The 23,935-nt window shown below is 34.9% G+C and carries 25 protein-coding genes; 22 read left to right on the forward strand and 3 right to left on the reverse strand.

What is annotated here, in order from left to right; all coding sequences use genetic code 11:
* Position 1 precedes the first annotated feature (1 nt).
* The 3 genes from DUT70_RS15155 to DUT70_RS15165 all read right to left on the reverse strand — a co-directional run bounded on the left by DUT70_RS15155 (position 2) and on the right by DUT70_RS15165 (position 1,934).
* On the reverse strand, positions 2-640 hold the full coding sequence (locus DUT70_RS15155) for a hypothetical protein (RefSeq protein WP_128353375.1): 639 nt from the start codon (positions 638-640) through the stop codon (positions 2-4).
* A 39-nt stretch (positions 641-679) separates the two neighbouring features.
* Positions 680-1,207: a ribosome maturation factor RimM gene (rimM, locus tag DUT70_RS15160; protein WP_113648213.1), complete on the reverse strand. Its 528-nt coding sequence runs from the start codon at positions 1,205-1,207 to the stop codon at positions 680-682.
* Positions 1,208-1,364: 157 nt separating this feature from the next.
* The gene (locus DUT70_RS15165; RefSeq protein ID WP_113648214.1) at positions 1,365-1,934 is read right to left on the reverse strand and encodes a 30S ribosomal protein S16; all 570 of its coding nucleotides are present in this window, start codon (positions 1,932-1,934) and stop codon (positions 1,365-1,367) included.
* Positions 1,935-2,083: 149 nt separating this feature from the next.
* On the opposite strand from DUT70_RS15165, the gene DUT70_RS15170 reads away from it, so the two are divergent.
* The 22 genes from DUT70_RS15170 to DUT70_RS15265 all read left to right on the forward strand — a co-directional run bounded on the left by DUT70_RS15170 (position 2,084) and on the right by DUT70_RS15265 (position 23,849).
* Positions 2,084-2,602, forward strand: a complete 519-nt coding sequence (locus tag DUT70_RS15170; RefSeq protein WP_240432133.1) for a 5' nucleotidase, NT5C type — start codon at positions 2,084-2,086, stop codon at positions 2,600-2,602.
* Positions 2,603-2,789: 187 nt separating this feature from the next.
* The gene (gmd, locus tag DUT70_RS15175) at positions 2,790-3,926 is read left to right on the forward strand and encodes a GDP-mannose 4,6-dehydratase (protein ID WP_113648215.1); all 1,137 of its coding nucleotides are present in this window, start codon (positions 2,790-2,792) and stop codon (positions 3,924-3,926) included.
* A gap of 35 nt (positions 3,927-3,961) precedes the next feature.
* Positions 3,962-6,421 (forward strand): SLBB domain-containing protein, encoded by a 2,460-nt coding sequence (locus DUT70_RS15180; protein ID WP_113648216.1) that lies wholly within the window; start codon positions 3,962-3,964, stop codon positions 6,419-6,421.
* A 36-nt stretch (positions 6,422-6,457) separates the two neighbouring features.
* On the forward strand, positions 6,458-7,726 hold the full coding sequence (locus DUT70_RS15185) for a nucleotide sugar dehydrogenase (RefSeq protein WP_113648217.1): 1,269 nt from the start codon (positions 6,458-6,460) through the stop codon (positions 7,724-7,726).
* Positions 7,713-8,843: a DegT/DnrJ/EryC1/StrS family aminotransferase gene (locus DUT70_RS15190; protein WP_113648218.1), complete on the forward strand. Its 1,131-nt coding sequence runs from the start codon at positions 7,713-7,715 to the stop codon at positions 8,841-8,843. Before DUT70_RS15185 ends, DUT70_RS15190 begins: the two co-directional genes overlap by 14 nt.
* Positions 8,830-9,432, forward strand: coding sequence for an acyltransferase (locus DUT70_RS15195; protein ID WP_113648219.1), 603 nt, complete (start codon positions 8,830-8,832; stop codon positions 9,430-9,432). The genes DUT70_RS15190 and DUT70_RS15195 overlap by 14 nt, the downstream gene beginning before the upstream one ends.
* On the forward strand, positions 9,422-10,462 hold the full coding sequence (locus DUT70_RS15200; RefSeq protein WP_113648220.1) for a Gfo/Idh/MocA family protein: 1,041 nt from the start codon (positions 9,422-9,424) through the stop codon (positions 10,460-10,462). The genes DUT70_RS15195 and DUT70_RS15200 overlap by 11 nt, the downstream gene beginning before the upstream one ends.
* Before the next feature lie 14 nt (positions 10,463-10,476).
* A complete protein-coding gene (locus DUT70_RS15205; protein ID WP_113648221.1) occupies positions 10,477-11,580 on the forward strand; it encodes a Wzz/FepE/Etk N-terminal domain-containing protein in 1,104 nt (367 codons plus the stop codon).
* 10 nt (positions 11,581-11,590) lie between these two features.
* Positions 11,591-12,676, forward strand: coding sequence for a DegT/DnrJ/EryC1/StrS family aminotransferase (locus DUT70_RS15210; RefSeq protein WP_113648222.1), 1,086 nt, complete (start codon positions 11,591-11,593; stop codon positions 12,674-12,676).
* 1 nt (position 12,677) lies between these two features.
* Positions 12,678-13,682 carry an ATP-grasp domain-containing protein gene (locus DUT70_RS15215; protein WP_113648223.1) on the forward strand — a complete coding sequence of 335 codons (1,005 nt, stop codon included), beginning with the start codon at positions 12,678-12,680 and terminating at the stop codon, positions 13,680-13,682.
* Entirely contained in the window at positions 13,679-14,500 is an 822-nt protein-coding gene (locus DUT70_RS15220) for an NAD-dependent epimerase/dehydratase family protein (RefSeq protein WP_113648224.1), read from the forward strand. The genes DUT70_RS15215 and DUT70_RS15220 overlap by 4 nt, the downstream gene beginning before the upstream one ends.
* Positions 14,481-15,125, forward strand: a complete 645-nt coding sequence (locus tag DUT70_RS15225; RefSeq protein WP_113648225.1) for a metallophosphoesterase family protein — start codon at positions 14,481-14,483, stop codon at positions 15,123-15,125. The genes DUT70_RS15220 and DUT70_RS15225 overlap by 20 nt, the downstream gene beginning before the upstream one ends.
* Before the next feature lie 266 nt (positions 15,126-15,391).
* Positions 15,392-16,843, forward strand: a complete 1,452-nt coding sequence (locus tag DUT70_RS15230) for a lipopolysaccharide biosynthesis protein (protein WP_113648226.1) — start codon at positions 15,392-15,394, stop codon at positions 16,841-16,843.
* The gene (locus DUT70_RS15235) at positions 16,840-17,820 is read left to right on the forward strand and encodes a glycosyltransferase family protein (RefSeq protein ID WP_113648227.1); all 981 of its coding nucleotides are present in this window, start codon (positions 16,840-16,842) and stop codon (positions 17,818-17,820) included. Before DUT70_RS15230 ends, DUT70_RS15235 begins: the two co-directional genes overlap by 4 nt.
* 35 nt (positions 17,821-17,855) lie before the next feature.
* Entirely contained in the window at positions 17,856-18,902 is a 1,047-nt protein-coding gene (locus DUT70_RS15240) for a glycosyltransferase (RefSeq protein WP_113648228.1), read from the forward strand.
* Positions 18,862-19,977: an oligosaccharide repeat unit polymerase gene (locus DUT70_RS15245; protein ID WP_113648229.1), complete on the forward strand. Its 1,116-nt coding sequence runs from the start codon at positions 18,862-18,864 to the stop codon at positions 19,975-19,977. Before DUT70_RS15240 ends, DUT70_RS15245 begins: the two co-directional genes overlap by 41 nt.
* A gap of 29 nt (positions 19,978-20,006) precedes the next feature.
* Complete coding sequence (locus tag DUT70_RS15250) at positions 20,007-21,026, forward strand: glycosyltransferase family 4 protein (RefSeq protein WP_113648230.1); 1,020 nt, start codon at positions 20,007-20,009, stop codon at positions 21,024-21,026.
* An 8-nt stretch (positions 21,027-21,034) separates the two neighbouring features.
* Positions 21,035-21,859, forward strand: a complete 825-nt coding sequence (locus tag DUT70_RS15255; protein WP_113648231.1) for a glycosyltransferase family 2 protein — start codon at positions 21,035-21,037, stop codon at positions 21,857-21,859.
* 63 nt (positions 21,860-21,922) lie between these two features.
* The gene (locus tag DUT70_RS21495; RefSeq protein WP_262512182.1) at positions 21,923-22,429 is read left to right on the forward strand and encodes a sugar phosphate nucleotidyltransferase; all 507 of its coding nucleotides are present in this window, start codon (positions 21,923-21,925) and stop codon (positions 22,427-22,429) included.
* Between the two features lie 11 nt (positions 22,430-22,440).
* Positions 22,441-22,740 (forward strand): sugar phosphate nucleotidyltransferase, encoded by a 300-nt coding sequence (locus DUT70_RS21500; RefSeq protein WP_262512183.1) that lies wholly within the window; start codon positions 22,441-22,443, stop codon positions 22,738-22,740.
* A 93-nt stretch (positions 22,741-22,833) separates the two neighbouring features.
* Positions 22,834-22,953 (forward strand): hypothetical protein, encoded by a 120-nt coding sequence (locus DUT70_RS21560; protein WP_394342356.1) that lies wholly within the window; start codon positions 22,834-22,836, stop codon positions 22,951-22,953.
* 14 nt (positions 22,954-22,967) lie between these two features.
* Positions 22,968-23,849, forward strand: coding sequence for an NAD-dependent epimerase/dehydratase family protein (locus DUT70_RS15265; protein ID WP_113648232.1), 882 nt, complete (start codon positions 22,968-22,970; stop codon positions 23,847-23,849).
* Positions 23,850-23,935: the final 86 nt, after the last annotated feature.

Genomic DNA, 23,935 nt, shown 5'->3' on the forward strand with positions numbered 1-23,935 from the left:
TTTAGGTCGTCCACTGGTCGTGTATAACCGCTACAAGGTAATAATTGCTTTGGTACTGTTTAAAAACTAAGCGCAGGCTAGTCCAATCCATGCCGCTATATTTTTTGTCGAAGCCACTAAAGTGATATTCGATAAAAGGATGTTTGGGGAAAATCTCGTTGAGGTTGTTTAAAGAGTTGCCTTTGCCAATGATTTGATCGTAGCCAATCTTTTCTGCGTGAAGATAATCGGCATTATAGACAAAATTTTCTAGGTATTGTTGGGCAGTTAATCTAATTACGTCGCCACTCCCGTCGTAATTTCCCCATATCACAGAAACTTTTTCTTCAACCAGTTTTAAAAACGAGGCTTTTGACACTTTTTTTGCCGTTTTGGTATCGATAAAACCATACGGAGAAAAGACTACTCCTTCGGTTGGATGAAAATACGAAGCGAACGCAGTATAATCTTTTGTCTTTAGCGTGGTGAGGATTTCGGTAGCGATGGTAGTCAATGTGCCTTCATCAGCTACGCTGTCCACTGCGTTAACTGTTTTGCCGCTATCCGATGAAAGAGATGAATCGGCAGATTTATCTGTACGATTACAACTAACCATAATTAGTGCTAGTACGCCAAGCCATAAGAAACCTAATTGCTTCATAAGTATAAAACTTAAGGCCAGCGGGTTTTGTTTTGCCAATTATGGATTTAAGTAAATATCCAATAGCCCCTCTGGTAAATCTAAGGTAAGAATATTTTCCTCATCATCTATTTCTACAATAAAGTCTTCATTTAAAGGAAAAAGAATTTCCTTATTCTGATAATTTACCGTAGCTACAAATTGTTGAGGGTATTCATTTACTTCTATGATTTCACCAAGTTCGCCCAAAGTTTCGTCTACAGCAATAAAACCTTTTAAATCGGTGTAGTAAAATTCGTCGTCTTCACGTTCTGGCTTTTTACTCAAAGGCAAATACGCTTTTTTCTTTACCAAAGGCTGCGCCTTATCCACGTGGTCAACATCATCAAAATAAAAAAGGCCAGTGCTGTTTTCGTATAGTTTGTGACTGGCAACAAAAAAAGGTACCATTTTTCCGTTCAGTTCTAAGAATATGACGTCAAGATCTAAATCTTGGTAGTCCTCAAACTCAAAATAAAGCTGAAGCTCACCTTTTAAACCTTTGGTTTTGGTAATGTATCCAATATAAAATGATTCTTCTTTTGTCATATGTCTTGCATTTTGTCATTCTGAATGTTAGCGAAGAATCTGTGCGTTAAATGTTGAACGGAACAGAATCCCCCTACCTCGGAATGATAGCTGATTGGGTGGATATAAAAATAGCGTTCCGATTTTGGCGGAACGCTATTTTTTGAAGTAAAGTTAATTATTCAGCTTTATCTTCTGCTTGAGTTTCTTCAGCAGGAGCTTCTGTTGCTGCTTCAGCTTCTACAACTGGAGCTTCTTCAGTAGCCTCTTCTGCAACTTCTTCCGCTACAGGAGCGTTTTTAGCTGCAATGGCTGCCGCTCTTTCTTCATTTTTCTTAGCTTCTGCTGCTAAGGCTGCTTTACGAGCTTCAGCTTTACCACTAGCTAAACCTTCAGTTTTGCCAGCAATTTTACCTGCTTTACCCTCTAACCAAGTAGCAAATTTAGCATCTGCTTGTTCTTGAGTTAAAGCACCTTTTTTAATACCACCTTCTAAGTGTTTTTTGTAAAGAACACCTTTGTAAGAAAGGATAGCACGAGCTGTATCAGTAGGTTCAGCACCATTAAGTACCCATTTTACAGCTTTGTCGAAGTTAAGTTCGATGGTTGCAGGATTGGTGTTTGGGTTATAAGAACCTAAACGCTCAATGAATTTTCCATCTCTTGGAGCACGCGAATCCGCTACTACCACGTGGTAAAAAGGTTTTCCTTTTTTACCGAATCTTTGCAATCTGATTTTAGTTGCCATTCTTTTTAATGATTTATGTATTCAACATAGTTCCCGGAACTTCATGTTGCGGGGCTGCAAAGGTAAATAAAATGTTAATAACTAGCAAACTATGCTAAAATTAGATTTTGTTTGTCAATATCGGCCTTGCTTTACGGATATTTGAAGATATGAGAATAGCAATTGATATGGACGAAGTCCTAGCAGATCCGATACATAAATTCATTCAGCTTTATAATAGAGATCATCAAGTCCCCTTAGATTTGGTGATAAAACCTGGCACGGAAATCTTCCAAAACGTTCCAGATGAAGTGAACGATAAATGGTTCGATTACATTAATGAGAAGGGCTTCTTCCGTGATTTACCCGTTATTGATGGAGCAGTAGAAGCAGTAAAAAAGCTACAGCAGCGATATGAGGTTTATATCGTATCCGCCGCCATGGAATTTAGAAATTCATTGGAGGATAAATTGGACTGGCTTGCAGAACATTTCCCTTTTATAGATTGGAAGCATATCATCTTTTGTGGTGAAAAGATTGTCAATGTAGATATTATGATTGATGATAGAATAAAAAACTTTTCGGGTTTTAGCGGGCGTTCGCTTCTTTTTACTTCTCCGCATAACCTTCTAATCACAGAATACGAGCGGGTTGATAATTGGCAGCAGGTATTGAACAAATTAATGTAGTTAAAGGGTAACAAAAAGCCGAAACACTTATTTGGTGTTGTGCAGGAGTTTGCAAGGCTTAGGTAAAATTTGAATGACAGAAGTTCAATAAAAATACTATTTTTGAGGCGTTGCTCATCTACAACTTTTTGATTACAAATAACAGTTTGTACATGTTTGCACACCATAATTTTACTAAAATATAGAAATGAAAGTTGCGCTTATTACGGGGGTGACCGGCCAGGATGGTGCCTATTTAGCAGAGTTTTTATTAAAAAAGGGCTATTTAGTGCACGGTATTAAGAGGCGATCTTCTTTATTTAACACGGATAGAGTTGACCATCTTTATCAAGATCAACATGAAAGTAATGTAAGGTTTAAACTTCATTACGGAGACTTAACGGATTCGACAAATCTAATTAGAATCATTCAAGAGACTCAGCCCGACGAAATTTACAATTTAGCGGCAATGAGCCACGTACAGGTAAGTTTCGAAATGCCTGAATATACTGCTAATGCTGATGGCATTGGGACCTTAAGATTGTTGGAAGCGATTAGGATACTTGGGCTGACTAAAAAAACTAAAATCTATCAGGCTTCTACTTCAGAATTGTATGGTTTAGTCCAAGCCGTTCCACAGAGTGAAAGCACTCCGTTCTATCCACGTTCACCTTACGCTGTAGCCAAAATCTACGGTTATTGGATTACAGTAAATTATCGCGAAGCTTACGGAATGTTCGCTTGTAATGGGATCTTGTTCAACCATGAAAGTCCTTTGCGTGGGGAAACCTTTGTAACGCGTAAAATTACCAGAGCGGCTTCAAAAATAGCTTTAGGATTACAAAATTGTTTATACCTTGGAAATCTATCCGCTCAACGTGATTGGGGGCATGCCAAAGATTATATCGAAGCAATGTGGTTGATCTTGCAACAAGAAAAAGCGGAAGATTACGTTATTGCAACTGGTGTGACTACGACCGTTCGTGATTTTGTGCGCATGGCTTTTGCTGAATTAGGCATAACTGTAGAATTTTCAGGTAAAGATGAGCAAGAGAAAGGTGTCATTATTGATGTTGACAGTGAAAAAGCAATGGCGCTGGGTTTAAATTTAGAAACCTTAAAACTTGGTAATACAGTAGTAAAAGTTGACCCTAAATATTTTAGACCAACCGAAGTGGATTTGTTGCTAGGTGACCCTACTAAAGCAAAAACCCAATTAGGATGGCAACCTAAATATGATTTACAGGCTTTAGTTGAAGATATGATGCAAGCTGATTTAAACTTAATGAAGAAAGACGAGTATCTGAAACAAGGCGACTACAAGACGCTTAATTATTTTGAATAATTGGTGTCTTCACAAAAAATAAGAATATCATTTTCATGAAAAGAATTTTTCTATCATTTCTCCTAATTTTTATTGCCGTCTTAAGCTTTGCGCAATCAGGCGCTAACATTAAAGTTGACGAGCTTTCTGATGCCCAGATTTTGCAAATCGTAAAACAAGCAGAAGCAATGGGCTATACCACAGAAGCCCAGCTTGAGCAAGCTGCAGCTGCCAAAGGCATTAAAAAGGAAGAGATGGTCAAATTTAAGGCCAGGGTAGAAAAATTAAAAAAGCAAGGAGCGGGCTCACAAACTACAGACAAACCCTCTAGTGGCACAGGCAGGGAATACAGTGAGACTACTGATGGCGGTGCGATCAATAATGAAAAAAAAGAAGATGACGGAGAAATTCAGTCTAAGATATTTGGATCTGATTTGTTCAGAAATGGAAATATCACTTTTGAACCAAATTTAAGAATAGCAACACCCAAAAGTTATATTATTGGACCTGATGACAAGTTGATTATTGACTTAACAGGCGATAATGAGCGTACCTACAATCTTCAGGTTAGCCCAGAAGGAGTAATTAATTTAGAATATGTTGGAAGAATTTCCGTAGGTGGGCTAAGTATTGATCAAGCAGCTTCTAAAATTAAGTCGACAATGGCCAAAACCTATCCAGCTTTACGGAGTGGTAGAACTTCAGTCGCGGTAAATTTAGGTAATATTAGAAGTATTCAAGTGACGATCACGGGACAGGTGGTAAAAGCTGGAACCTACACTTTGCCATCTTTAGCAAATGTCTATCGTGCTTTGTATATGTCTGGAGGTCCTTCTCAAAATGGTACTTTTAGAAATATACAAGTCATCAGAAATAATAAAATTGTTGCTAATGTTGATGTTTATGATTTCCTTTTAAGAGGTATTCAGCAAGGCAATATTCGCTTACAAGATCAGGATGTGATTAATATTCCAGCTTACGATAAACGCGTAGAGATTTCTGGAGAAGTAAAAGATGCAGCGATCTTTGAGGTAAAAAATAATGAGACTTTGCAAGATGTGATCAATTTTGCAAAAGGTTTTACGGCAGATGCTTACACCGCAAAGATAAAATCATTTCAAAATACAGATAGAGAAAGACGAATTAGTGATATTTCAGAATCGCAATACAATACTTATCAACCCAAAAATGGCGATAAATTTATCGTAGAGGCTATTTTGGAGCGTTTTGAGAATAGGGTTGAAATTATAGGGGCTGTGTTTAGACCAGGAGTTTATTCTTTAGACAATGGGCTAACACTTAAAGGTCTAATTCAAAAAGCAGATGGGATTACTGAGGATGCTTTCCTAAATCGAGGTTACATTAATCGTTTAAATCCAGATAAAACACAATATATTGTTTCATTTGATGTCGCCAAAATTTTATCTGGAGAAGAAAAGGATATTCCTTTAACTCGAGAAGATAAAGTGACGATCAGTTCTATTTTTGATTTAAGAGAAGAATATACCGTAACCATACAGGGTGAAGTGAGAGCTCCAGGAACTTTTGAATATTCGCAGAACCTCAAATTAGAAGATATTATTCAAATGGCCGGGGGCTTAAAAGAAGGGGCTACGCCAAACCGAATAGAAGTTTCGAGGAGAATAAAAAATTCAGATCCTACTTCAACTTCTTCTAAGACAGCAGATTTATTTGTAGTAAACATTGATGAAAATCTGAGGGTTGTAGGCGATAAGTTCGAGATCAAGCCTTTCGATATTATTTCGGTAAGAAATTCCGAAGGTTACTCCGTTCAAAAGCAGGTGAAAATTGAAGGCGAGGTACTTTATCCTGGTATGTACACCATTACAAGCAAAGACTATCGGATATCAGACCTCATCAAAAGAGCAGGAGGTTTAACTTCTTTTGCCTATGCAGAAGGTGCGTCTTTAAAAAGACCTGGTGCTGAAAAGATAAATCCTGCAGATAAGAATGCTATCAATAATAAAGACGAAGAAGATAAGAAATTCGCCAATTTAGAAAGACTTCAAGAAAAAGATGCAAAAGATACTGGTGCAGTTAAAAAAGTAAAAGAAGAATTAGTTCAGTCTGACCTGGTGGGAATTAACTTAGAAAAAATATTAAAGAAGCCTTTGTCAAGGCAGGATTTAATTTTGGAAGAAGGGGATGTTGTACGTGTGCCTAAACAGCTTCAAACCGTAAAGGTTACCGGTGAAGTATTAAATCCGAATAGCATCGTTTATGTGCCTGGTAAAAGCTTTAAGCAATATATTAATGGGGCAGGTGGGTTTACGAATTCAGCTTTGAAAAATAGAGCCTATATCAAATACGCGAATGGCTCAGCAGAGGCGGCAAAAAAATTCTTGTTTTTTAATAACTATCCTAAAGTTAGACCGGGAGCAGAAATTTTTGTGCCTGTAAAAGCTGAACGTGAAAAAATGAGTGCACAAGCTTGGGTAGGAATTGGTACAGGGGTAGCTTCATTAGCAGCCATTATTGTCAGCTTGTTTAGATAAGAACCCTTTTAAGCATTCTTTGGCCACAAAATCACAATGAACAATTATAACATTGCCATTATAGGACTTGGATATGTGGGATTACCCTTGGCTATTGAATTTGCAAAGAAATACAAGGTTGTAGGCTTTGATATCAATGAAGAGAGAGTTAAAGAACTAAACAAAAGCGACGATAGGACCAAAGAAGCTAATTTGGTGGATTTGGAGGAAGTTTTGTTAAAAGGAGGACTTTCTTTTTCTTCTAATGTTAACGATTTAAAGAAATGTAATATTTACATTGTAACTGTACCTACGCCAATTAATCAATTTAAGGCTCCTGATCTTGGACCCTTGCTAAGTGCTTCTAAAATGTTAGCGGAGGTAATAAGTAGGGGAGACATCGTTATCTATGAATCTACCGTTTACCCTGGCTGTACGGAAGAAGATTGTGTGCCTATATTAGAGCAGTTTTCAGGGTTAACTTATAACAAAGATTTCTTTTGTGGCTACTCTCCCGAAAGGATAAATCCAGGGGATAAAGTAAATACGCTGACTAAAATTAAAAAAGTAACTTCGGGTTCAACTCCCGAAATTGCAGAAATAGTAGATCAATTGTACGGGAGTATTATTACTGCTGGAACACACAAGGCGCCAAGTTTAAAAGTTGCGGAGGCATCAAAAGCAATTGAAAATGCCCAAAGAGATGTTAACATTTCCTTTGTAAATGAATTGGCCCTAATTTTCGATAGAATTGGCATCGATACCACAGACGTTATTGAAGCTGCAGGGACCAAATGGAATTTTTTAAAATATAAGCCTGGGTTAGTTGGAGGGCACTGTATTGGTGTCGATCCATATTATTTGGCACATAAAGCCGAGTCGCTTGGTTATCACCCCGAAGTAATTCTTTCTGGAAGAAGAGTGAATGATAATATGGGGATGTTTGTGGCTAATAAGATGATCAAGTTGATGATTCATAAAGGTCATAAAGTCCAAGGCGCACGAGCGCTAATCTTGGGGGTCACTTTCAAAGAGAACTGTACCGATATCAGAAATTCGAGAGTCATAGATATTTTCACAGAATTAAAACAATTTGGTTTGGAAGTTGATGTTTATGACCCACATGCAGATGCTTCAGAAGTAAAAAGTGAATATCAAATTGATCTGATTCCCAAGATTGATAAACGATATGATGCCATAGTGCTAGCGGTAAGTCACCAAGAATTTTTAAATCTCAACTTTTCCAAATTAAGGAAAGATGAACAATCAGTAATTTTTGATACCAAAGCGTTTCTAGATAGAAATATCATCGATGCTAGACTTTAAATTGAAAATTCCTTTCTTTGAGGCAAAGGCAGCCTATCATCATCGGCGAGAATTCATTGATGAAGCTATTCAAAAAGTGCTATCAAATGGTAATTATATCAATGGCCCTGAAGTTTCTGAATTTGCCTCAAACCTGGCTACATATCTAAATGTTGAGCAGGTAATTCCTTGCGGTAACGGCACAGATGCTTTGTGCTTAGCCCTGATGGCATTAGATTTAAATCCAGGTGACGAAGTCATGATACCCTCTTTCAATTTTATAGCAGCGGCTGAAGCCGTAGCGCTATTAGGCTTTAAACCTGTTTTTGTTGAGGTGAAGGAGGATAGCTTTAATGTTGACTGTGCTAGTCTAGAGAAGAATATGACCAAAAGAACAAAGGCTATTATCGTAGTGCATTTGTTTGGTCTGTCTTCACAAATGGAGCAGGTATTGGCAATTGCAAGGAGAAATAACTTATTTGTGATCGAAGATGTCGCCCAATCTTTAGGGGGAAGTTATAACGGTCAAAAATTAGGCACATTAGGGCACATTGGATGTACTTCGTTTTTCCCTACTAAAAACTTGGCTTGCTTTGGTGATGGTGGCGCTGTATTCACCAATGATTTGGGCTTGGCGAAGAAAATCAAAATGCTTGCCAATCATGGACAGCAAAAAAAGTACGATCATGTTTACATTGGGCTAAACTCTAGATTGGATACCATTCAGGCAGCAGTTTTAAATGTTCAATTGCCATGGTTAGACGAATTGATCGAAAATCGCAGGAAAATTGCAGTATATTATTTGCAAAATCTAAAAGGAATAGCTAGTATTTCACTGCCACAAGTTGATGATAATCATACTTATAATCAATTTTGTATTCTGTTTAAGGATAAGGAAATGAGAGATGGTCTCAAAAAATTTTTGGCTGAAAATGGTGTAGATACAATGGTTTACTATCCCCTACCAACTCATTTGCAGTTAGCTTTTGCTAAAAGCGGATATAAATTGGGAGATTTGCCCGTATCCGAAAGACTTTGTGATCAAATATTGGCGCTACCAATTTATCCAGGGCTTAGTACTGAAAATCAGTCACTTATTGTTAGTCTCATTACAAGTTTCACCAATGAAACTAAATAATTATTTTGCACATGAAACAGCAGTCATTGATGAGGGGGCAATCATAGGCTTTGGAACTAAGATTTGGCATTTTTGCCATGTGATGAACAGCGCAAAGATTGGTCAGGGCTGTATCTTAGGGCAAAATGTAATGGTGGCAAGCAACGTTGAAATTGGAGATAGCGTGAAGATCCAAAACAACGTATCCGTATATGAGGGTGTAACGATAGAAGACGATGTTTTTATTGGACCGTCAGTGGTATTCACGAATATTAAAAATCCTAGAAGTTTTATCAATCGTAAAGCCGAATTTAAAGCAACGATAATAAAAAAGGGCGCATCAATAGGCGCTAATGCAACTATTCTTTGCGGAAATATCATAGGGAAATATGCCTTAATTGGAGCAGGAACCGTTGTTACCAAAGATGTGAAAGCATACTCTTTGGTCGTCGGTAATCCGATGAAGCATATAGGCTGGGTAAGTGAGTTTGGGTGTAGTCTAAATTTTAATATCAGCGACACAGCCAAATGCTCAGAAAGTGGACAACTTTATAGATTATTGAATAATCAAGTCTTTAACTTAGGAGATAATAGCTTAAATGAAGGTTAAATTTGCCATATTGGGCTGCGGACATATCGGTAAAAAGCACGCTGAGCTCGTAGCTCAGCACCCCGATGCAGAGCTAGTGGCAATGATTGATCCTGCTTACGAACAGTTAGAGATACTTGGTAGCAATGTTAACCACTTTCAAAGTTTAGATGATTTCTTCAAACAAAAAATAGAAGTTGATGTTATCAACATTTGCACGCCTAATGGATTGCATGCTGAGCAAGCTATTCAATGTTTAAACCAAGGTCATCACGTAGTTATCGAAAAGCCAATAGCCTTAAAAATAGACGATGCCAATGCGATTTTAGCAGCTGCAGATAGAAATCGTAAACATGTTTTCCCAGTGGTGCAGAACAGATACTCTTCAACAGTTAAATGGCTGAAAGAATTGGTTGAGAATAGTTCTTTAGGAACTATTTATATGCTTCAATTAAATTGCTTTTGGAATAGAGATGAACATTATTACCACAAAGGAAGTTGGCACGGTACACTAGCTTTAGATGGAGGCCCCTTATATACTCAGTTTTCCCATTTTATAGATGTTCTAAATTGGATCTTTGGTCCAATGACTAACATCAACTCCAAATTTTATAACTTCAACCATCAAAATAATACCGAGTTTGAAGACAGTGGCCTAATCACTTTTGAAATTAATGGTGCTGCAGGAACAATTTCGTATTCCACTTCAGTTTTTCAAAGTAATTTTGAAAGCAGCATTACAGTTGTCGCCGAAAACGGAACGGTGAAAATTGGGGGACAGTATATGAATAGCTTGGAGTATTGTCAAATCGGTGGTGTTGATAGACCTATCTTAGAAGAAAGCGCTATTGGAAACGACTATGGTACCTACAAAGGTTCTGCTTTTAATCATCAACAGGTAATTAACAATGTGGTCGATGTACTCAATGATTTGGAAAAGCCTTATGTGTCACTAGGGGGAGGTATCCAAGTAGTTGAAAGCATCTCCCAGATCTATAAGCATAGGAATGTCGAAAAAATTATACTAGAAAAAGAAAAACATCTAGTTTAGTATTTATTTAGCAAATGGCAAACGAAGTTGAAAAAAGTAAATTAGTACAAGAAGATGAGATTTCTTTGAAAGAACTCATTCTGAAAATTAGGGAATGGTGGCAATATCTTTGGAGTAAAAAGTGGATCATCATTGCCGCGGGACTTATCGGTGGTTTATTGGGTTTAGGCTACGCTGTTATCAAAAAACCTATTTATACAGCTACGACTACTTTTGTTTTAGAGAGTGGTGAGAAAAGTGGCGGCTTGGGTAGTTTGGCGGGCTTGGCGTCCATGGCTGGAGTAGATTTAGGCGGTGGTGGCGGTGGTATTTTCCAAGGAGAAAATATTATAGAGTTATATAAATCTAGAACCATGTTGGAGAAGACTTTGCTAAGCGGAGTGGATAGTATATCTCAACAGCCTTTGATTGAAAGATATCTAGAATTCAGTGGAATGCGTAAAAATTGGAAAGACAAACCTGAATTACAAAGTTTACAGTTCACAGTTGGTGAAGTATTAAGCCATATGAAAGAAGCACAACATCGTCGTTTAAAAGATAGTATAGTTAGCAAAATTGTAGAAGATTTGAACAAAACTAGCCTAGCGATAACCAAACCTGATAAGAAGTTAAGTATCATTAAAGTTAATGTCAACTCAAAGGATGAAATTTTTGCTAAACGTTTCAACGAGGAGTTGGTAGATAATGTCAACGAATTCTATATCCAAACTAAAACAAAAAAATCCCTGGATAATGTAAACATACTCCAGCATAAAACAGATTCAGTACGGGCAGTAATGAATGGTGCTATTTACAGTGCAGTAGCTGTAGCAGACGCCACTCCAAATGCAAATCCGACAAGACAAGTACAGCGTGTAGCTCCAATTCAGCGAGCACAGTTTTCTGCTGAGACGAATAAAGCGATTTTAGGAGAAATGGTAAAAAACTTAGAAATGAGTAAAATGGCTTTACTTAAAGAAACCCCCTTGATACAAGTAGTTGATGAGCCGGTTTATCCGTTGGATAAGCACAATCTCGGGAAAATAAATGCATTTATTATTGGCAGTTTTATATTAGCTATATTAGCAATTATCGTTGTTGTGATAAAGAAGGTTTTATTTTCTATTATTAATCTTTAATTATAAAACAATGATACCAGTTACAAAGCCATTTTTACCAGCTAAAGAGGTATATCAAAAATATTTAGATGGTATTTGGCATCGTAGATGGCTGACAAATATGGGGCCACTAGCAAGCGAATTAGAACTTAAATTAAAAGTACATTTAAATGTTAAACATTTATTATTTGTAACCAACGGTACCATTGCTTTACAAATGGCAATTAAAGCCCTTAATTTAAGTGGAGAGATTATTACAACACCTTTTTCGTTCATAGCAACTACAAGTTGTATTGTGTGGGAGAATTGTAAACCAGTATTTGTAGATATTGATGAGCATTCATTAAATATTGATCCAAATAAAATTGAGCAAGCCATTACTGACAAAACAACTGCTATTTTGGCAACCCATGTATATGGAAATCCCTGCGATGTAATAGCCTTACAAAAAATAGCCGATAAGCATAACTTAAAGATTATTTACGATGGAGCACATGCTTTTGGAGTAGAGGTAAATGGAAAATCGATATTTGAATATGGAGATATTTCCACATGTAGTTTACACGCAACAAAACTTTACCACTCTATTGAAGGTGGATTAATCTTTACAAAAGAAGCTGATCTATTAAAAAAAATGGCTTATATCAGAAATTTTGGATTTGATGGGCCAGAGGCTTTTAGTGAACTAGGAATAAATGGTAAAAATTCTGAGTTTCATGCAGCTATGGGGTTAGCTAATCTAGAAATGATAACACAAATCCACGAGAATAGGAAAAAGTTGTGTGAGCGTTATGACGAAAAGCTAAAAAACTTTAAGGCAATTAAACCTTTATGGAGGCATGACGCTTCTCAAAATTATGCATATTACCCAGTCGTGGTAGAAAGTGAAGCTTTACTTCATAAAAGTATAGAAACTCTCACTGCACATGAAATATTTGTTCGTAGATATTTTTATCCTTCGTTAGCTAGTGTGCTACCCTATCTAAAACCAGTTGAAATGCCTGTTACGGATAGCATTGCCTCTAGAGTTATGTGTCTTCCTCTTTATGAGGATTTGACTGTTGAGGAAGTTGATTTGATTTGTAGATTAATATTAAGAAACCAAAATAATAGTTAAAATGTATAATATTGCAGTTAGTGGAGTTGGGGGTGGTGTTGGTCAAAGTATTTTAAAATCTCTTGAAAATTCAGGATATAATATAATTGCCTTAGATGGTGAGGTATTGGCACCTGGCTTGTATGCTTCGAAATCATCATATCTTATCCCCTACGCAAATAATCCAGATTATATCGCCTCACTTCTAGATATTTTTGAAAGAGAAAAAGTAGACCTTTTTTTCCCAGGTCTAGATGCAGAACTAATGCCGCTTGCATTAAACAAAGATCTTTTTTCAAAAATTGGAACAACAGTTGTTGTGAGCAGCCCAGAAGTAATCGAAATTTCTGATAATAAACTTCAAACTTATATTAAATTAACCGAAGCTGGTGTCACTGTTCCTACTACTGTAGATGCGAAAGACTTTGACCTTAATATGATTAATTTTCCTATTATCATCAAACAAAAAGTTGGAGGGGCTAGATCTAAAAATATTTTTTTAGCTAAAAATGAAGATGAGTGGAATGCAATTAGAGCTAATATGGGTACGACTATAGATAAGTATATAGTTATGGAATATATTGAAGGTGATGAGTATACATGTGGTTCTGTAAATTTAGACAATATGTGTAAGGGGGTAATTGTAATGAGAAGAATATTAAGGGATGGGGATACGCATAAATGTTTTTCTGTAAAAGATGAGCTTATTGAGCAATCTGTTAGGCGGGTTGTAGAAGCTATTAAGCCTTTTGGAGCTTGCAATGTTCAGTTGAGAGTTAAGGATAATGTGCCTTATATCTTTGAAATTAATGCACGCTGCTCAGGAACGACAGCTTCTCGAACATTATGTGGTTTTAATGAGCCAAAAATGATTGCAGACTTTATATTAAAAGGGCTAACTCCAAATTATACGATTGAAGAAAAAACAATATTAAGATACTGGAAAGAGCATGTTGTAGAAAACAATTTAGTCAGTCATCTCAAGTCAACAGGACATATTTCTCAGGAACATTATTCTGCACTATGAGGGTTGGTATTTTAGGAGCAAATGGATTTTTGGGGCGTAACTTGTGTGAAAAATATCTTAGAAATGGCACTCACGTGTGTGCTTATTATCACCAAAATAAAGATTTAATTCCTAAAGGATGCGAAATTCTTCCGTACCAACAAATTTCTAATAGTGCACTAGATTGTTTAATTATATCAATTGGAGGGCATGACAGTAGTCATAATGAATTTTTAGATCAATACCAGCTTTTATATTCCTTAATTAAAAATGGAAGATTTAAAAAAATAATCTTATTTTCTAGTGTAGAAGTCTATGGCAATCATACAATGCCAATTCAAGTCGATACATGTTTTAATGCTCCGAAAATCTATGGGCTTTCTAAATTAGCACAAGAGTTTTTGATCAAATCATGTGATAGTTTTTCAATCATTCGGCCAACATATATTTACGGAATTGGAATGAAGAGAAATTCATTGATTCCGATTTGGGTAGAGAATGCGATAAGGCATGGAGAATTATACGTATATGGTGATGGTCAGAGAGTACAGGATTATCTGCACATTGATGATCTTTGTGATCTTTGTATAGAAGTATCTAATAAAGATATAAACGATATCATCATTGCCGCCTCAGGAAGCTCTACCTCAAATCATCAAGTTGCTGAATATATTACAAATACGATTTTAGGAAGTAGTATAAAATATATTGGAACTGATGGCTCTCCTTCATTTAAATTTGATATCTCTAAAACTGTAGATACCTATAGTTGGCTGCCTAAAGTAACTTTAGAACTAGGATTAAAAAATTATATAGATCATGAGAACTCTAATCTATAGTGACGTCCATGGCAATCTCCCTGCTTTCGAAAAAATGTTGAAAGCCGAAGAAAAGTATGAGAGTTATGTCTGTTTAGGTGACTTGGTTAATTATGGGCCCTGGAGTAATGAATGTGTTGAATTGGCCAATTCACTTTATGGTTCAACTATAATAATGGGGAACCATGAAGAAGCATTTATCAATGGCTACTATCCAGGAGAAAATGCTTTGGTAAAGGAATTTTTTAACATTACCTATAAAGAATTTAGTTTAGTGGAAGAGATTAAAAAATTTAAGAGAAAAATTATTTTAAACAACTTTACCTGTACACATACAATTTTAGATAAATATATCTATCCAGATACTGATATAGAATTAACATACAATTGCATAATAGGTCATTCCCATCATCAATTTGAGTATAAAAATAATGGATACGTGTTATATAATGCTGGAAGCGTGGGGCAAAACAGGAAATTTATCGACACTATAAACTACCTTATATATGATTGGGATCAGAAAAGTATTACGATGAAAGCAATGCCATATGATATAAAACCGTTAATTAATGAGATGAAGAATCGAGGTTATTCAGATAATTGTATGGCTTATTATCTGTCAAAGAAAAGAGCAAATCTTTTTTAACATGATAGAAGTTAATGTTTCTATGGCACCTACGGACATTAAAAATATATAATCAAAACTATTGAGAGATTATTGTCTTAAAAAGTCAATCTTGACAGGTTGATTATCTCAAATGATCTATCTTTTGATCAAATAGATAATATAATCAACGATTATCAAAGTAGGGTGCATTAACCTTGGTTCAATTAAAAAAATCTTTTTTGCATTTAGAAATGAATGGTAGAATACAACCCGCTTTGTGTTCAATTTAAGTATACGACCAAAAAATGAGCAACAGAACAGTTAATTCAGTTTCTTGGTATACAATAGATATATTGTTAAATAGAGGTACTTATTTTTTAATTACGATGTATATTGCTAAGATGATAGGGCCAGAAGAATTTGGACTTGCATCAATACTAAGTATAATTTATTACCTTGGGCTTGCATTATCAGATAGCGGCATGTCGAATTCTTTAATGCGAACTAAGAACTGTGATAATGTCGATTATAGCACAGTACTAATTACGAATATAGTCTTTGGATTTTTTGTTTATGGTATATTATTTTTATGTGCACCATTAATTTCTAGCTTTTTTTCAAATGTTAAATTAGCTTCCTTAGTGCCTGTCTACAGTCTTGGAATACTGCTAGCTTCCTTTAAAAGTGTATATATTGCCTTTATGATGAAACATTTTGAATATCGAAAAATGTTTTTTATAAATTTACCAGGTAACTTAATTAGTGTCGTTCTGTCTATTGTTCTGAGCAATAGCGGCTTAGGTATATGGAGTATTGTTTGTTTATTTCTTTCAAATCAGTTTATTTCACTTATTCTTTTTATTTTATATTCTGGTTGGCGAACTAAACTAAAAGTAAGCTGGGTGAAATTCACTTATCATTTTAATTTTGGTTATAAACTATCAATTTCAGCATTTATAAATACTATTTTTGAAAATATTTATCAGTTGATCATAGGAAGGTATTATTCAATTAAGATGACTGGAATATATGATCGGGCTTACACGTTGGGGAATTATCCAATCTCTATTCTAAGTACAGTTATTTCAAAAGTCACGCTTCCAGAATTTGCTAATCATATTGACGATCCTCACGTACTTAGAAATAAGTTTAGAACCTCAATAATGGCAGTGTCTTTAATTTCTAGCTTGGTAATATTTTCAATTTTGACTGTTGTACCTTATTTAATTAGAAATTTTATGGGAATTGAATGGAACGATAGTATACCTATTTTTAAGATCCTTTGTATAGGCCTTTTTTTTTATCCGATACATGCTATGAACTTGAATGTACTAAATATATACGGCAGAAGTGACATATTTCTTTTACTTGAAATCATTAAGAAATTTGTGCAGATAGGAGCAATTATAGCATTTTATAGTTTTGGAATAATGGGTTTAGCATACAGCTTTGGGGTATTATCTTTTTTTTCTTTTTTTGCAAATACATATTACACGCAGAAATATATAGGATATACGATTTATAAACAGGGAATAGATATAATTCTAAATTTATTAATTGGTATAGGCGCTTATTTAATCTCATCGTCAATCTTTATATTTTTAGGATTATCCCTTTCTGTACTGTTATTACAACTATTTACATTCTTACTTTTATTTATTATAGGTTCTTATAATGTAAATAAAACTATACATGTTTTCATTTGGAAACTAATTAGGAATAATTTATACAGCTTTTTACGATTAAAAAGAAAATGAGTACACTAGCACCAATAGTAATATACACTTATACAAGAATTGATCACCTAATAAAAACGGTCGATGCTTTAAAAGCTAATTATTTAGCTGAAGAAAGTACCCTGATAATTGTTTCTGATGGATGCGGAAGAAAAGAAGATATGGATGCCGTAGAATCTATTAGGAAATTTATTTTAAGCATAGATGGGTTTAAAGAAGTAATACCAGAATTTAGAGAAACTAATTATGGAGCAATCAAGAGTGTTTTGGAAGCGGAGCGAAGATTGGTGAATAAATATGGGAAAATTATCTCCATGGAAGATGACAATGTATGTTCTGAAAATTTTTTGGATTACATGAATCAGGCACTGAACTATTATGAACATGATGAAAAAGTTTTTTCAGTTTCTGGATACTGCCCCCCGGTTATAGACGATAATTTAACGCTAAAAAATTCTAGTGATTACTTTACATATTATTGGAATTTATCTTGGGGATTTGGTATTTGGAAAGAAAAATATAATAAGGCACTAGATATACCTAACGATTATCGTTTTTTAGTTGATAACGGTACTATAAAAAAGGTTAATAATTTAGGTGGGAGCTACATCGTTGATGCGTTAAAAAGAGATGTAAAACATAATGGTGATTTTCCAGACGCCTGGCTTGGAATTAAAATGACATATCTAAATCAATATACCATAGTACCAGCCTATTCAAAAATTAGAAATATAGGCTCAGATGGTTCGGGGCATCATCAAGGAGTTTTAGCAGATAAATTTGAAGTCATTCTGGATGACGGTATAAAGAGAAGTTTTGCTTTTAGGCCTGACAGCGTATTTGACGAGTTTTTTATCAAAGCTATGATTAAATTTTATAATGGAAAATTGATTGGTAAAATTGCTAGATATCTTGGGATATATCATTATGCGCTAATTGCTAGGAGCTTATGGGTGGCAAGGAAAGCGTCCTTCTCCAAAAAATTAAAGAAGATGTAGTGTCGAAACATATGCGAAATCTACAACTTAAATAAATGAATAAAGTGGTGTTTTTTTTCTGTAGTGATGTAATCGGTGGGCATGAGTTTCAATCTATCCAATTGGCGAAGCTTATGGGTAACTACAGACAAATATCTTTTTGCTTTAATAACAACGAGCAAATGGAGATGTTTAAGAAGATATGGTCAGCGACGGAACACGTTGACTTTGTTGTCGCTAGAAAACCTTTCTTTAAGAAAGGGAATTTCATTCTGCAGCTATTTTATGGAGTGAAAAATTACTTTTATCAGCGTGAGTTATTAAACTCTAATGATGCGATAATTTGTGCTGGTTCGCTGGAAGCTAGCATTAGCTCTAATATAGCTCTTTTTGGAAAGTCAAAAAAGGTATACGTTCCAGCTTTTGTGGATAGAAGAGTTTTGTGGGGGAATATAGGAGTGTTATATAATATACTCTCAATTGCTTTTATTTTCCTTTGTAAGGAAATAATTACAATCAATAGAATTCAAGCACGGTTTTTCTCTAAATATGTAAGGACAACAATTATTCCTAATAAGATTGATATTAATATAGCAGTAAATCATCGAATAATAAGAAAGAAACGACTGTATTATGTTGGTAGACTAGAGTATGACAAAGGGATATTAGAATTATGTGAATGGTTAGATAATCAAGAAAATCCATTTGAGGAGTTAATCGTTGTTGGTTCAGGATCTTGTTATCAAAAATTAATGGATTTTTCGTCTAGTACTAAGCATATAAATATTATTTTGACTGGTTGGATTGATAACAGTGAGCAGCATAGGTTAATAAATAAGGAAGATGTTTTAGTTTTTAATAGTCTATATGAAGGTGAGCCATTAGTTATTAGAGAAGCGAATGCAAGGGGTAATATCACAATAGTCAGAGATATTATCGGTGTTAGAGCATGCACACAAAAGTCGAATCGATATAAAGATAGAGATGAATTATTGAGTTTATTAAAAAAGGCGTGGAATGGACATCTTAACGTATGTGCTAATCCATCTGAAAAACTTATAGATGATCTTAGAAGAAATGGTGCAGAAAAACTATTCCCTTAGCTACTCAAAACTGATATTAATAGGATTAGCTTTTTTATACTTTATTGTTCCCTCATTTATCGAAGATATTGTAGGGGCAGATTTTTATATTTATTCAAAATTTCAAAACTTAGTATCAAGGTATAGCATCTCTTTTTTCTTTATGCTTGTAGTTTTTCTTTGGCTTTTACTGTCAGTATTTCCTGAGAGAAAGTTCAAAGTGCCTCCGGTTTCCAGTAAGGTATTGAAAGTTATTTTTTTTCTTAACTGTCTTTATCAGCTTTTTTTAATTTCACAAGGTGTCTTAGCCAGATTATCTGGGTTTAGCAGAAATGAATTGTTAGATAGAATAGGTTCATTACTTATACCTGGATATGGGTACATATTATTACTTGCATGTATTTCGATACTAAAGTTAAGACGACGAAAGTTCCTTGTTATCTTTTTTTGTCTGTCATTCACCATTGATATTTTATATCAGGGAAAAATATTTGCTACTGTATCGTTGATGTTGCTGATGTTTTATTTAGACATCTCTCAAATAAAGTTAACAACGAAACGCATAGTAATCTTGATTATATTTGGTTTTACATTTTTAATCTCGGTAATACTTCTACGTTCTACAAATGAGGTAAATTCAGATACCTTATTAGATATTTATACCTCTTTTTCTGAATTTATGGGAGTACAAGCCACAGTTGGATGGGGGTACGAATATTCGTTAAATCAGAAACCTATTGACCTTTTTAAGTTTGATACTACGTTACAAGATTATTATTTTAGTTCAGTAGGACACGGATTAGCCTTAAGTCCTGCTAGTTATTTTCTCGGTAATTTTGGGGGGAATTATTATTTAATTGTTTCTATTTATTTTGTATTGTTGTTCATTTTATATGTACTGGCAGCAAGGCTTATCGGGCATTATTCGATATTCATTCTTATGTTTAATTATATTCACCTAATACGCCATGGCCCTAGTATTTTTTTATTTAACTCAATTTTCCAAATAATATTTTTGATTTTAATTACGCTTTTTTTAAAGCTCGTCAATGAAGAAAAATATAAGTTATTCAACCAAGAAGATAAAATATTATAAATCGCTTTATAACAAATTTTTTATTTAATATGAAAATTGCTTTAGATGCGAGGCTTTTAGATACTGTCAATAACACAGGTATCTCAAGATATATAGAATTTTTACTGAAATATTATAGTTGTAGATATCGGTCAGAAGATATTAGTATAATATCTAACGACAAGAAATTTACTTATTGCAATTGCCAGGTTATATATACAGACTTAAAACCATATAACATCGTGCACTTTTTCTTATTTTACTTTAAAATACGGAACCTTAAACCATTACTTTATCATGCGCCATTTTATTCGGCCTTGGCATTTAAAAGTAAAATTAGAACCGTAGTGACTGTACACGATTTAATGTATAGAATTGTTCCAAATTTTTTTAGCAAAAACTTCATTGTCAATAAGTTGAAAATTATGTATTTTGACTTTATCGTGAGACTTTCCTTAAAGTCTGCAGATGAAATTGTATCTGTTTCTCAGACGACGAGTAATGACGTTTTTAATTTTTTGAAGCGAAATAGCTTTACTATTCCTGAAAACTCTGAGATAAACGTTACTTCTGACGATAGGATATTAAAAAAATTTAATCTTGTTAAGAAAAGCTTTTTCTTGTATTGTGGAAATTCACGACCTCATAAGAATTTGAATATTTTATATAAAGTTTTTGAAACTAAAAAAGACTTGCCTTTATTAGTTATGGCGGGTAAGGGGCACAGAGCTGGTACAAATACATTAAATGTTGGTACCGTCTCAGATCATGAATTAAAGAGCTTATATGAATCTGCAATTGCATTCGTGTTTCCATCCTTTTATGAGGGATTTGGGCTGCCAGTTTTAGAAAGTTTTTATTCAAGAACAATTGTAGTGGCTTCAAAAATCCCTGCCTTTTTAGAATTTGAGAGTGACAACATAATTTTTTTTGATCCAGATAACATAGAAGAGTTACACATCGCCTTGAAGGATGCGCAACGACGAAAGTTCATTGACAATGATTTCCTGGATAAATTTAATGACAAGAATTTAATAGCTAAGTATGACGAATTATTGGCGAAGATATAATTTTTAATATGGGGATAGTAATTTCAATTGTTCTTTATAATAACGACATAGCGATTCTTTCTCAGGCAATTTCTAGTGGATTGGCATCTAAAAGTGTAAGTAAATTTTTTCTGGTTGATAATTCACCTACTGATGCACTTAAAAATATTTCTGAAGATGAAAGGGTAGTATATATTCACAATTCATCAAACCCTGGTTTTGGAGCTGCACACAACATAGCGATTAAGCAATCAATAGAAATGGGTGCCAATTTTCATTTGGTATTAAACCCAGATGTTTATTTCAACGAGGGAACGATAGAAAATATAGTAAGCTATATGCAAGACAATCCGGAGGTTGGAAATTTAATGCCAAAAGTTTTGTATCCAAATGGAGAAATTCAATACCTGTGCAAGCTTCTTCCAACGCCGTATGATTGGATAGGTAGGAGATTTAATCCATTTAAAAAGCTAGTTGAGAAACGTAATCAGATTTTTGAATTGCGGTTTACTAATTATAATAAAATAATGGAAGTGCCTTATCTGTCGGGCTGTTTTATGTTTCTTAGATTATCAGCTATTAAAGAAGTAGGATTTTTTGATGATGGAATATTTATGTACGGAGAAGAGACAGACCTTTGTAGGCGTTTAATATCTGGCGGCTATAAAACAATATTTTACCCAGAAGCTACCATTTCTCATCATTTTGAAAAAGGATCACATAAGTCTTGGAGATTAACTAAGATTGGGATGCAATCTGCCATATATTACTTTAATAAATGGGGTTGGTTTTTTGATAAGGAAAGGGTGAAAATTAACAAGCTTACCTTGGCGAGATTGAAGAACTCGGAATAGGCTAATCACTTTTACAACACAATAATTCAAATTATGACTATAAATAATCGATATGTATTGATTATGGCGGGAGGAGTAGGTTCTCGTTTTTGGCCAAAAAGTAGAAGTAATTATCCAAAACAGTTTATCGATATTTTAGGTACTGGACAATCTTTATTTCAAATTACATATGCACGGTTTTTGAAAATCTGTGACCCAGCTCAAATATATGTCCTAACAGATGATAACTATGTTAATCTGGTTTTAAATCAATTGTCTTTAGACAGGGACAATATAATCGTTGAGCCGTCTAGAAACAATACCGCTCCCTGTCTTGCCTATGCAAATGCAAAAATCAGTAAACTTAATCCTGAAGCGACTATTGTGGTCACTCCATCAGATCATCTTATTTTAAGAGAAGATGAGTTTTTGTCGAAGGTCGGAGTGGCATTGACTTGCGCCGAAGCTAACAATGCGTTGATTACCTTAGGAATTAAGCCTACTCGTCCAGATATAGGTTACGGATATATCAAGCATGAGAATGAGCAAGGAGTAAAGAACAAGGAGCGAGGAGATGAGGTAAAGTTGTAGAAAAATCGTAATTGGAGGTAGCCGAGGAATATCTTAAAAGTGGCGATTATTTATGGAATACAGGTATATTTATTTGGTCGGCAAGGTCGTTTAGTAAGGCACTAGCAATTCATTCGCCTTTAATATACGAATTATTTAATCGTGGTTTGGCTATCTATGGCACTGAGCAGGAAGCGGAATTTATTAATTTGAACTACCCAACTGCGGAAAATATTTCCATTGATTTTGCAGTGATGGAAAAAGCAACAAACATATTAACTATTCCAGCAGATATTGGATGGCGTGATTTAGGAACTTGGGCATCCACATAAGGTAACTAAAAAAAGATAATAATAACTCTCTTAAATAATACGAAAGATTGCATTGTTAGTGCAAATAACTATAAGGCAGTAATTATAGATGGTTTGGAAGATTACATAGTGATAGATGATGATGTGTTGCTTGTCTATCCGAAAGCGAAGGAGCAAGAAATTAAAGAAGTTTCTGCAAACTTCATCAAGTCATTTGGTAACAAGTTCAATTAAGCATTAAACAAGTAATGATTTTACTAACAGGAGCTAATGGTTTTCTTGGTCGAGCTATTTTTGGCGCCCCAAGAACCCAAGACCGGATTTCTTTAGGCCGGAAGTATTCTGACGTTATTTGCGATTTGTCATTACAAATTCCGCATATTCCAAGTGTCAATGTAGTTATCCACTCAGCAGGTAAAGCCCATTCCGTTCCTAAAACTGAATCCGAAAAGCAAGAATTCTTTAACGTTAACGCAATAGGAACGGAAAATTTGCTCAAGGGGTTAGAGCGAGCCCCCTCATTACCTAAATCATTCATCTTCATTAGCTCAGTATCGGTTTATGGTATGGAAAGTGGAACTGATATTGATGAGGAACAGCCTTTAAATGCATCTGATCCATATGGACAAAGCAAAATCCAAGCTGAGCAAATAGTTGCCGATTGGTGCGCTAAAAATAACGTCGTTTGTGGTATTCTAAGATTGCCGCTCTTGGTTGGCGCAAATCCTCCTGGCAATTTAGGAGCTATGATCAAAGGAATTAGAAAAGGATACTATTTTAATATCGCTGGAGGCAAGGCGCGTAAGAGTATGGTGATGGCAGAAGATGTAGCAAAAATTCTTCCTAAGCTTGCAGAAACAGGTGGTGTGTATAACTTAACGGACGGTTATCATCCAAACTTTGATGAGCTATCAAAGCATGTTGCTAATCAACTAGGGAAAAAATATGTATCTAATATGCCAAAAAGTATAGCCATGGGACTAGCTAAAATAGGTGATTTACTTCCTGAATTTCCGTTGAACTCAAAAAAGCTTCATAAAATTACAGCTGACTTAACATTTAATGACGATAAAGCAAGATCGGTATTGGGTTGGTCCCCTCGTTCCGTGTTGGACGCATTTAAGATATAAAAAAGGTCATCCCTAACTCAGCTAAGTTTCAAGCACCTCTCAAGTAGGTTTCAAGTACCCTTTAAGTAGGGATAGAGTACTACGAG

The organism is Pedobacter chitinilyticus (assembly GCF_003313385.1).
GTDB lineage: Bacteria > Bacteroidota > Bacteroidia > Sphingobacteriales > Sphingobacteriaceae > Pedobacter > Pedobacter chitinilyticus.

Bases quoted from the DNA above. Each gene is read 5' to 3' on its own strand.
- DUT70_RS15155 (WP_128353375.1), bottom strand. From the start codon at position 640: ATGAAGCAATTAGGTTTCTTATGGCTTGGCGTACTAGCACTAATTATG.
- rimM (WP_113648213.1), bottom strand. From the start codon at position 1,207: ATGACAAAAGAAGAATCATTTTATATTGGATACATTACCAAAACCAAA.
- DUT70_RS15165 (WP_113648214.1), bottom strand. From the start codon at position 1,934: ATGGCAACTAAAATCAGATTGCAAAGATTCGGTAAAAAAGGAAAACCT.
- DUT70_RS15170 (WP_240432133.1), top strand. From the start codon at position 2,084: ATGAGAATAGCAATTGATATGGACGAAGTCCTAGCAGATCCGATACAT.
- gmd (WP_113648215.1), top strand. From the start codon at position 2,790: ATGAAAGTTGCGCTTATTACGGGGGTGACCGGCCAGGATGGTGCCTAT.
- DUT70_RS15180 (WP_113648216.1), top strand. From the start codon at position 3,962: ATGAAAAGAATTTTTCTATCATTTCTCCTAATTTTTATTGCCGTCTTA.
- DUT70_RS15185 (WP_113648217.1), top strand. From the start codon at position 6,458: ATGAACAATTATAACATTGCCATTATAGGACTTGGATATGTGGGATTA.
- DUT70_RS15190 (WP_113648218.1), top strand. From the start codon at position 7,713: ATGCTAGACTTTAAATTGAAAATTCCTTTCTTTGAGGCAAAGGCAGCC.
- DUT70_RS15195 (WP_113648219.1), top strand. From the start codon at position 8,830: ATGAAACTAAATAATTATTTTGCACATGAAACAGCAGTCATTGATGAG.
- DUT70_RS15200 (WP_113648220.1), top strand. From the start codon at position 9,422: ATGAAGGTTAAATTTGCCATATTGGGCTGCGGACATATCGGTAAAAAG.
- DUT70_RS15205 (WP_113648221.1), top strand. From the start codon at position 10,477: ATGGCAAACGAAGTTGAAAAAAGTAAATTAGTACAAGAAGATGAGATT.
- DUT70_RS15210 (WP_113648222.1), top strand. From the start codon at position 11,591: ATGATACCAGTTACAAAGCCATTTTTACCAGCTAAAGAGGTATATCAA.
- DUT70_RS15215 (WP_113648223.1), top strand. From the start codon at position 12,678: ATGTATAATATTGCAGTTAGTGGAGTTGGGGGTGGTGTTGGTCAAAGT.
- DUT70_RS15220 (WP_113648224.1), top strand. From the start codon at position 13,679: ATGAGGGTTGGTATTTTAGGAGCAAATGGATTTTTGGGGCGTAACTTG.
- DUT70_RS15225 (WP_113648225.1), top strand. From the start codon at position 14,481: ATGAGAACTCTAATCTATAGTGACGTCCATGGCAATCTCCCTGCTTTC.
- DUT70_RS15230 (WP_113648226.1), top strand. From the start codon at position 15,392: ATGAGCAACAGAACAGTTAATTCAGTTTCTTGGTATACAATAGATATA.
- DUT70_RS15235 (WP_113648227.1), top strand. From the start codon at position 16,840: ATGAGTACACTAGCACCAATAGTAATATACACTTATACAAGAATTGAT.
- DUT70_RS15240 (WP_113648228.1), top strand. From the start codon at position 17,856: ATGAATAAAGTGGTGTTTTTTTTCTGTAGTGATGTAATCGGTGGGCAT.
- DUT70_RS15245 (WP_113648229.1), top strand. From the start codon at position 18,862: ATGATCTTAGAAGAAATGGTGCAGAAAAACTATTCCCTTAGCTACTCA.
- DUT70_RS15250 (WP_113648230.1), top strand. From the start codon at position 20,007: ATGAAAATTGCTTTAGATGCGAGGCTTTTAGATACTGTCAATAACACA.
- DUT70_RS15255 (WP_113648231.1), top strand. From the start codon at position 21,035: ATGGGGATAGTAATTTCAATTGTTCTTTATAATAACGACATAGCGATT.
- DUT70_RS21495 (WP_262512182.1), top strand. From the start codon at position 21,923: ATGGCGGGAGGAGTAGGTTCTCGTTTTTGGCCAAAAAGTAGAAGTAAT.
- DUT70_RS15265 (WP_113648232.1), top strand. From the start codon at position 22,968: ATGATTTTACTAACAGGAGCTAATGGTTTTCTTGGTCGAGCTATTTTT.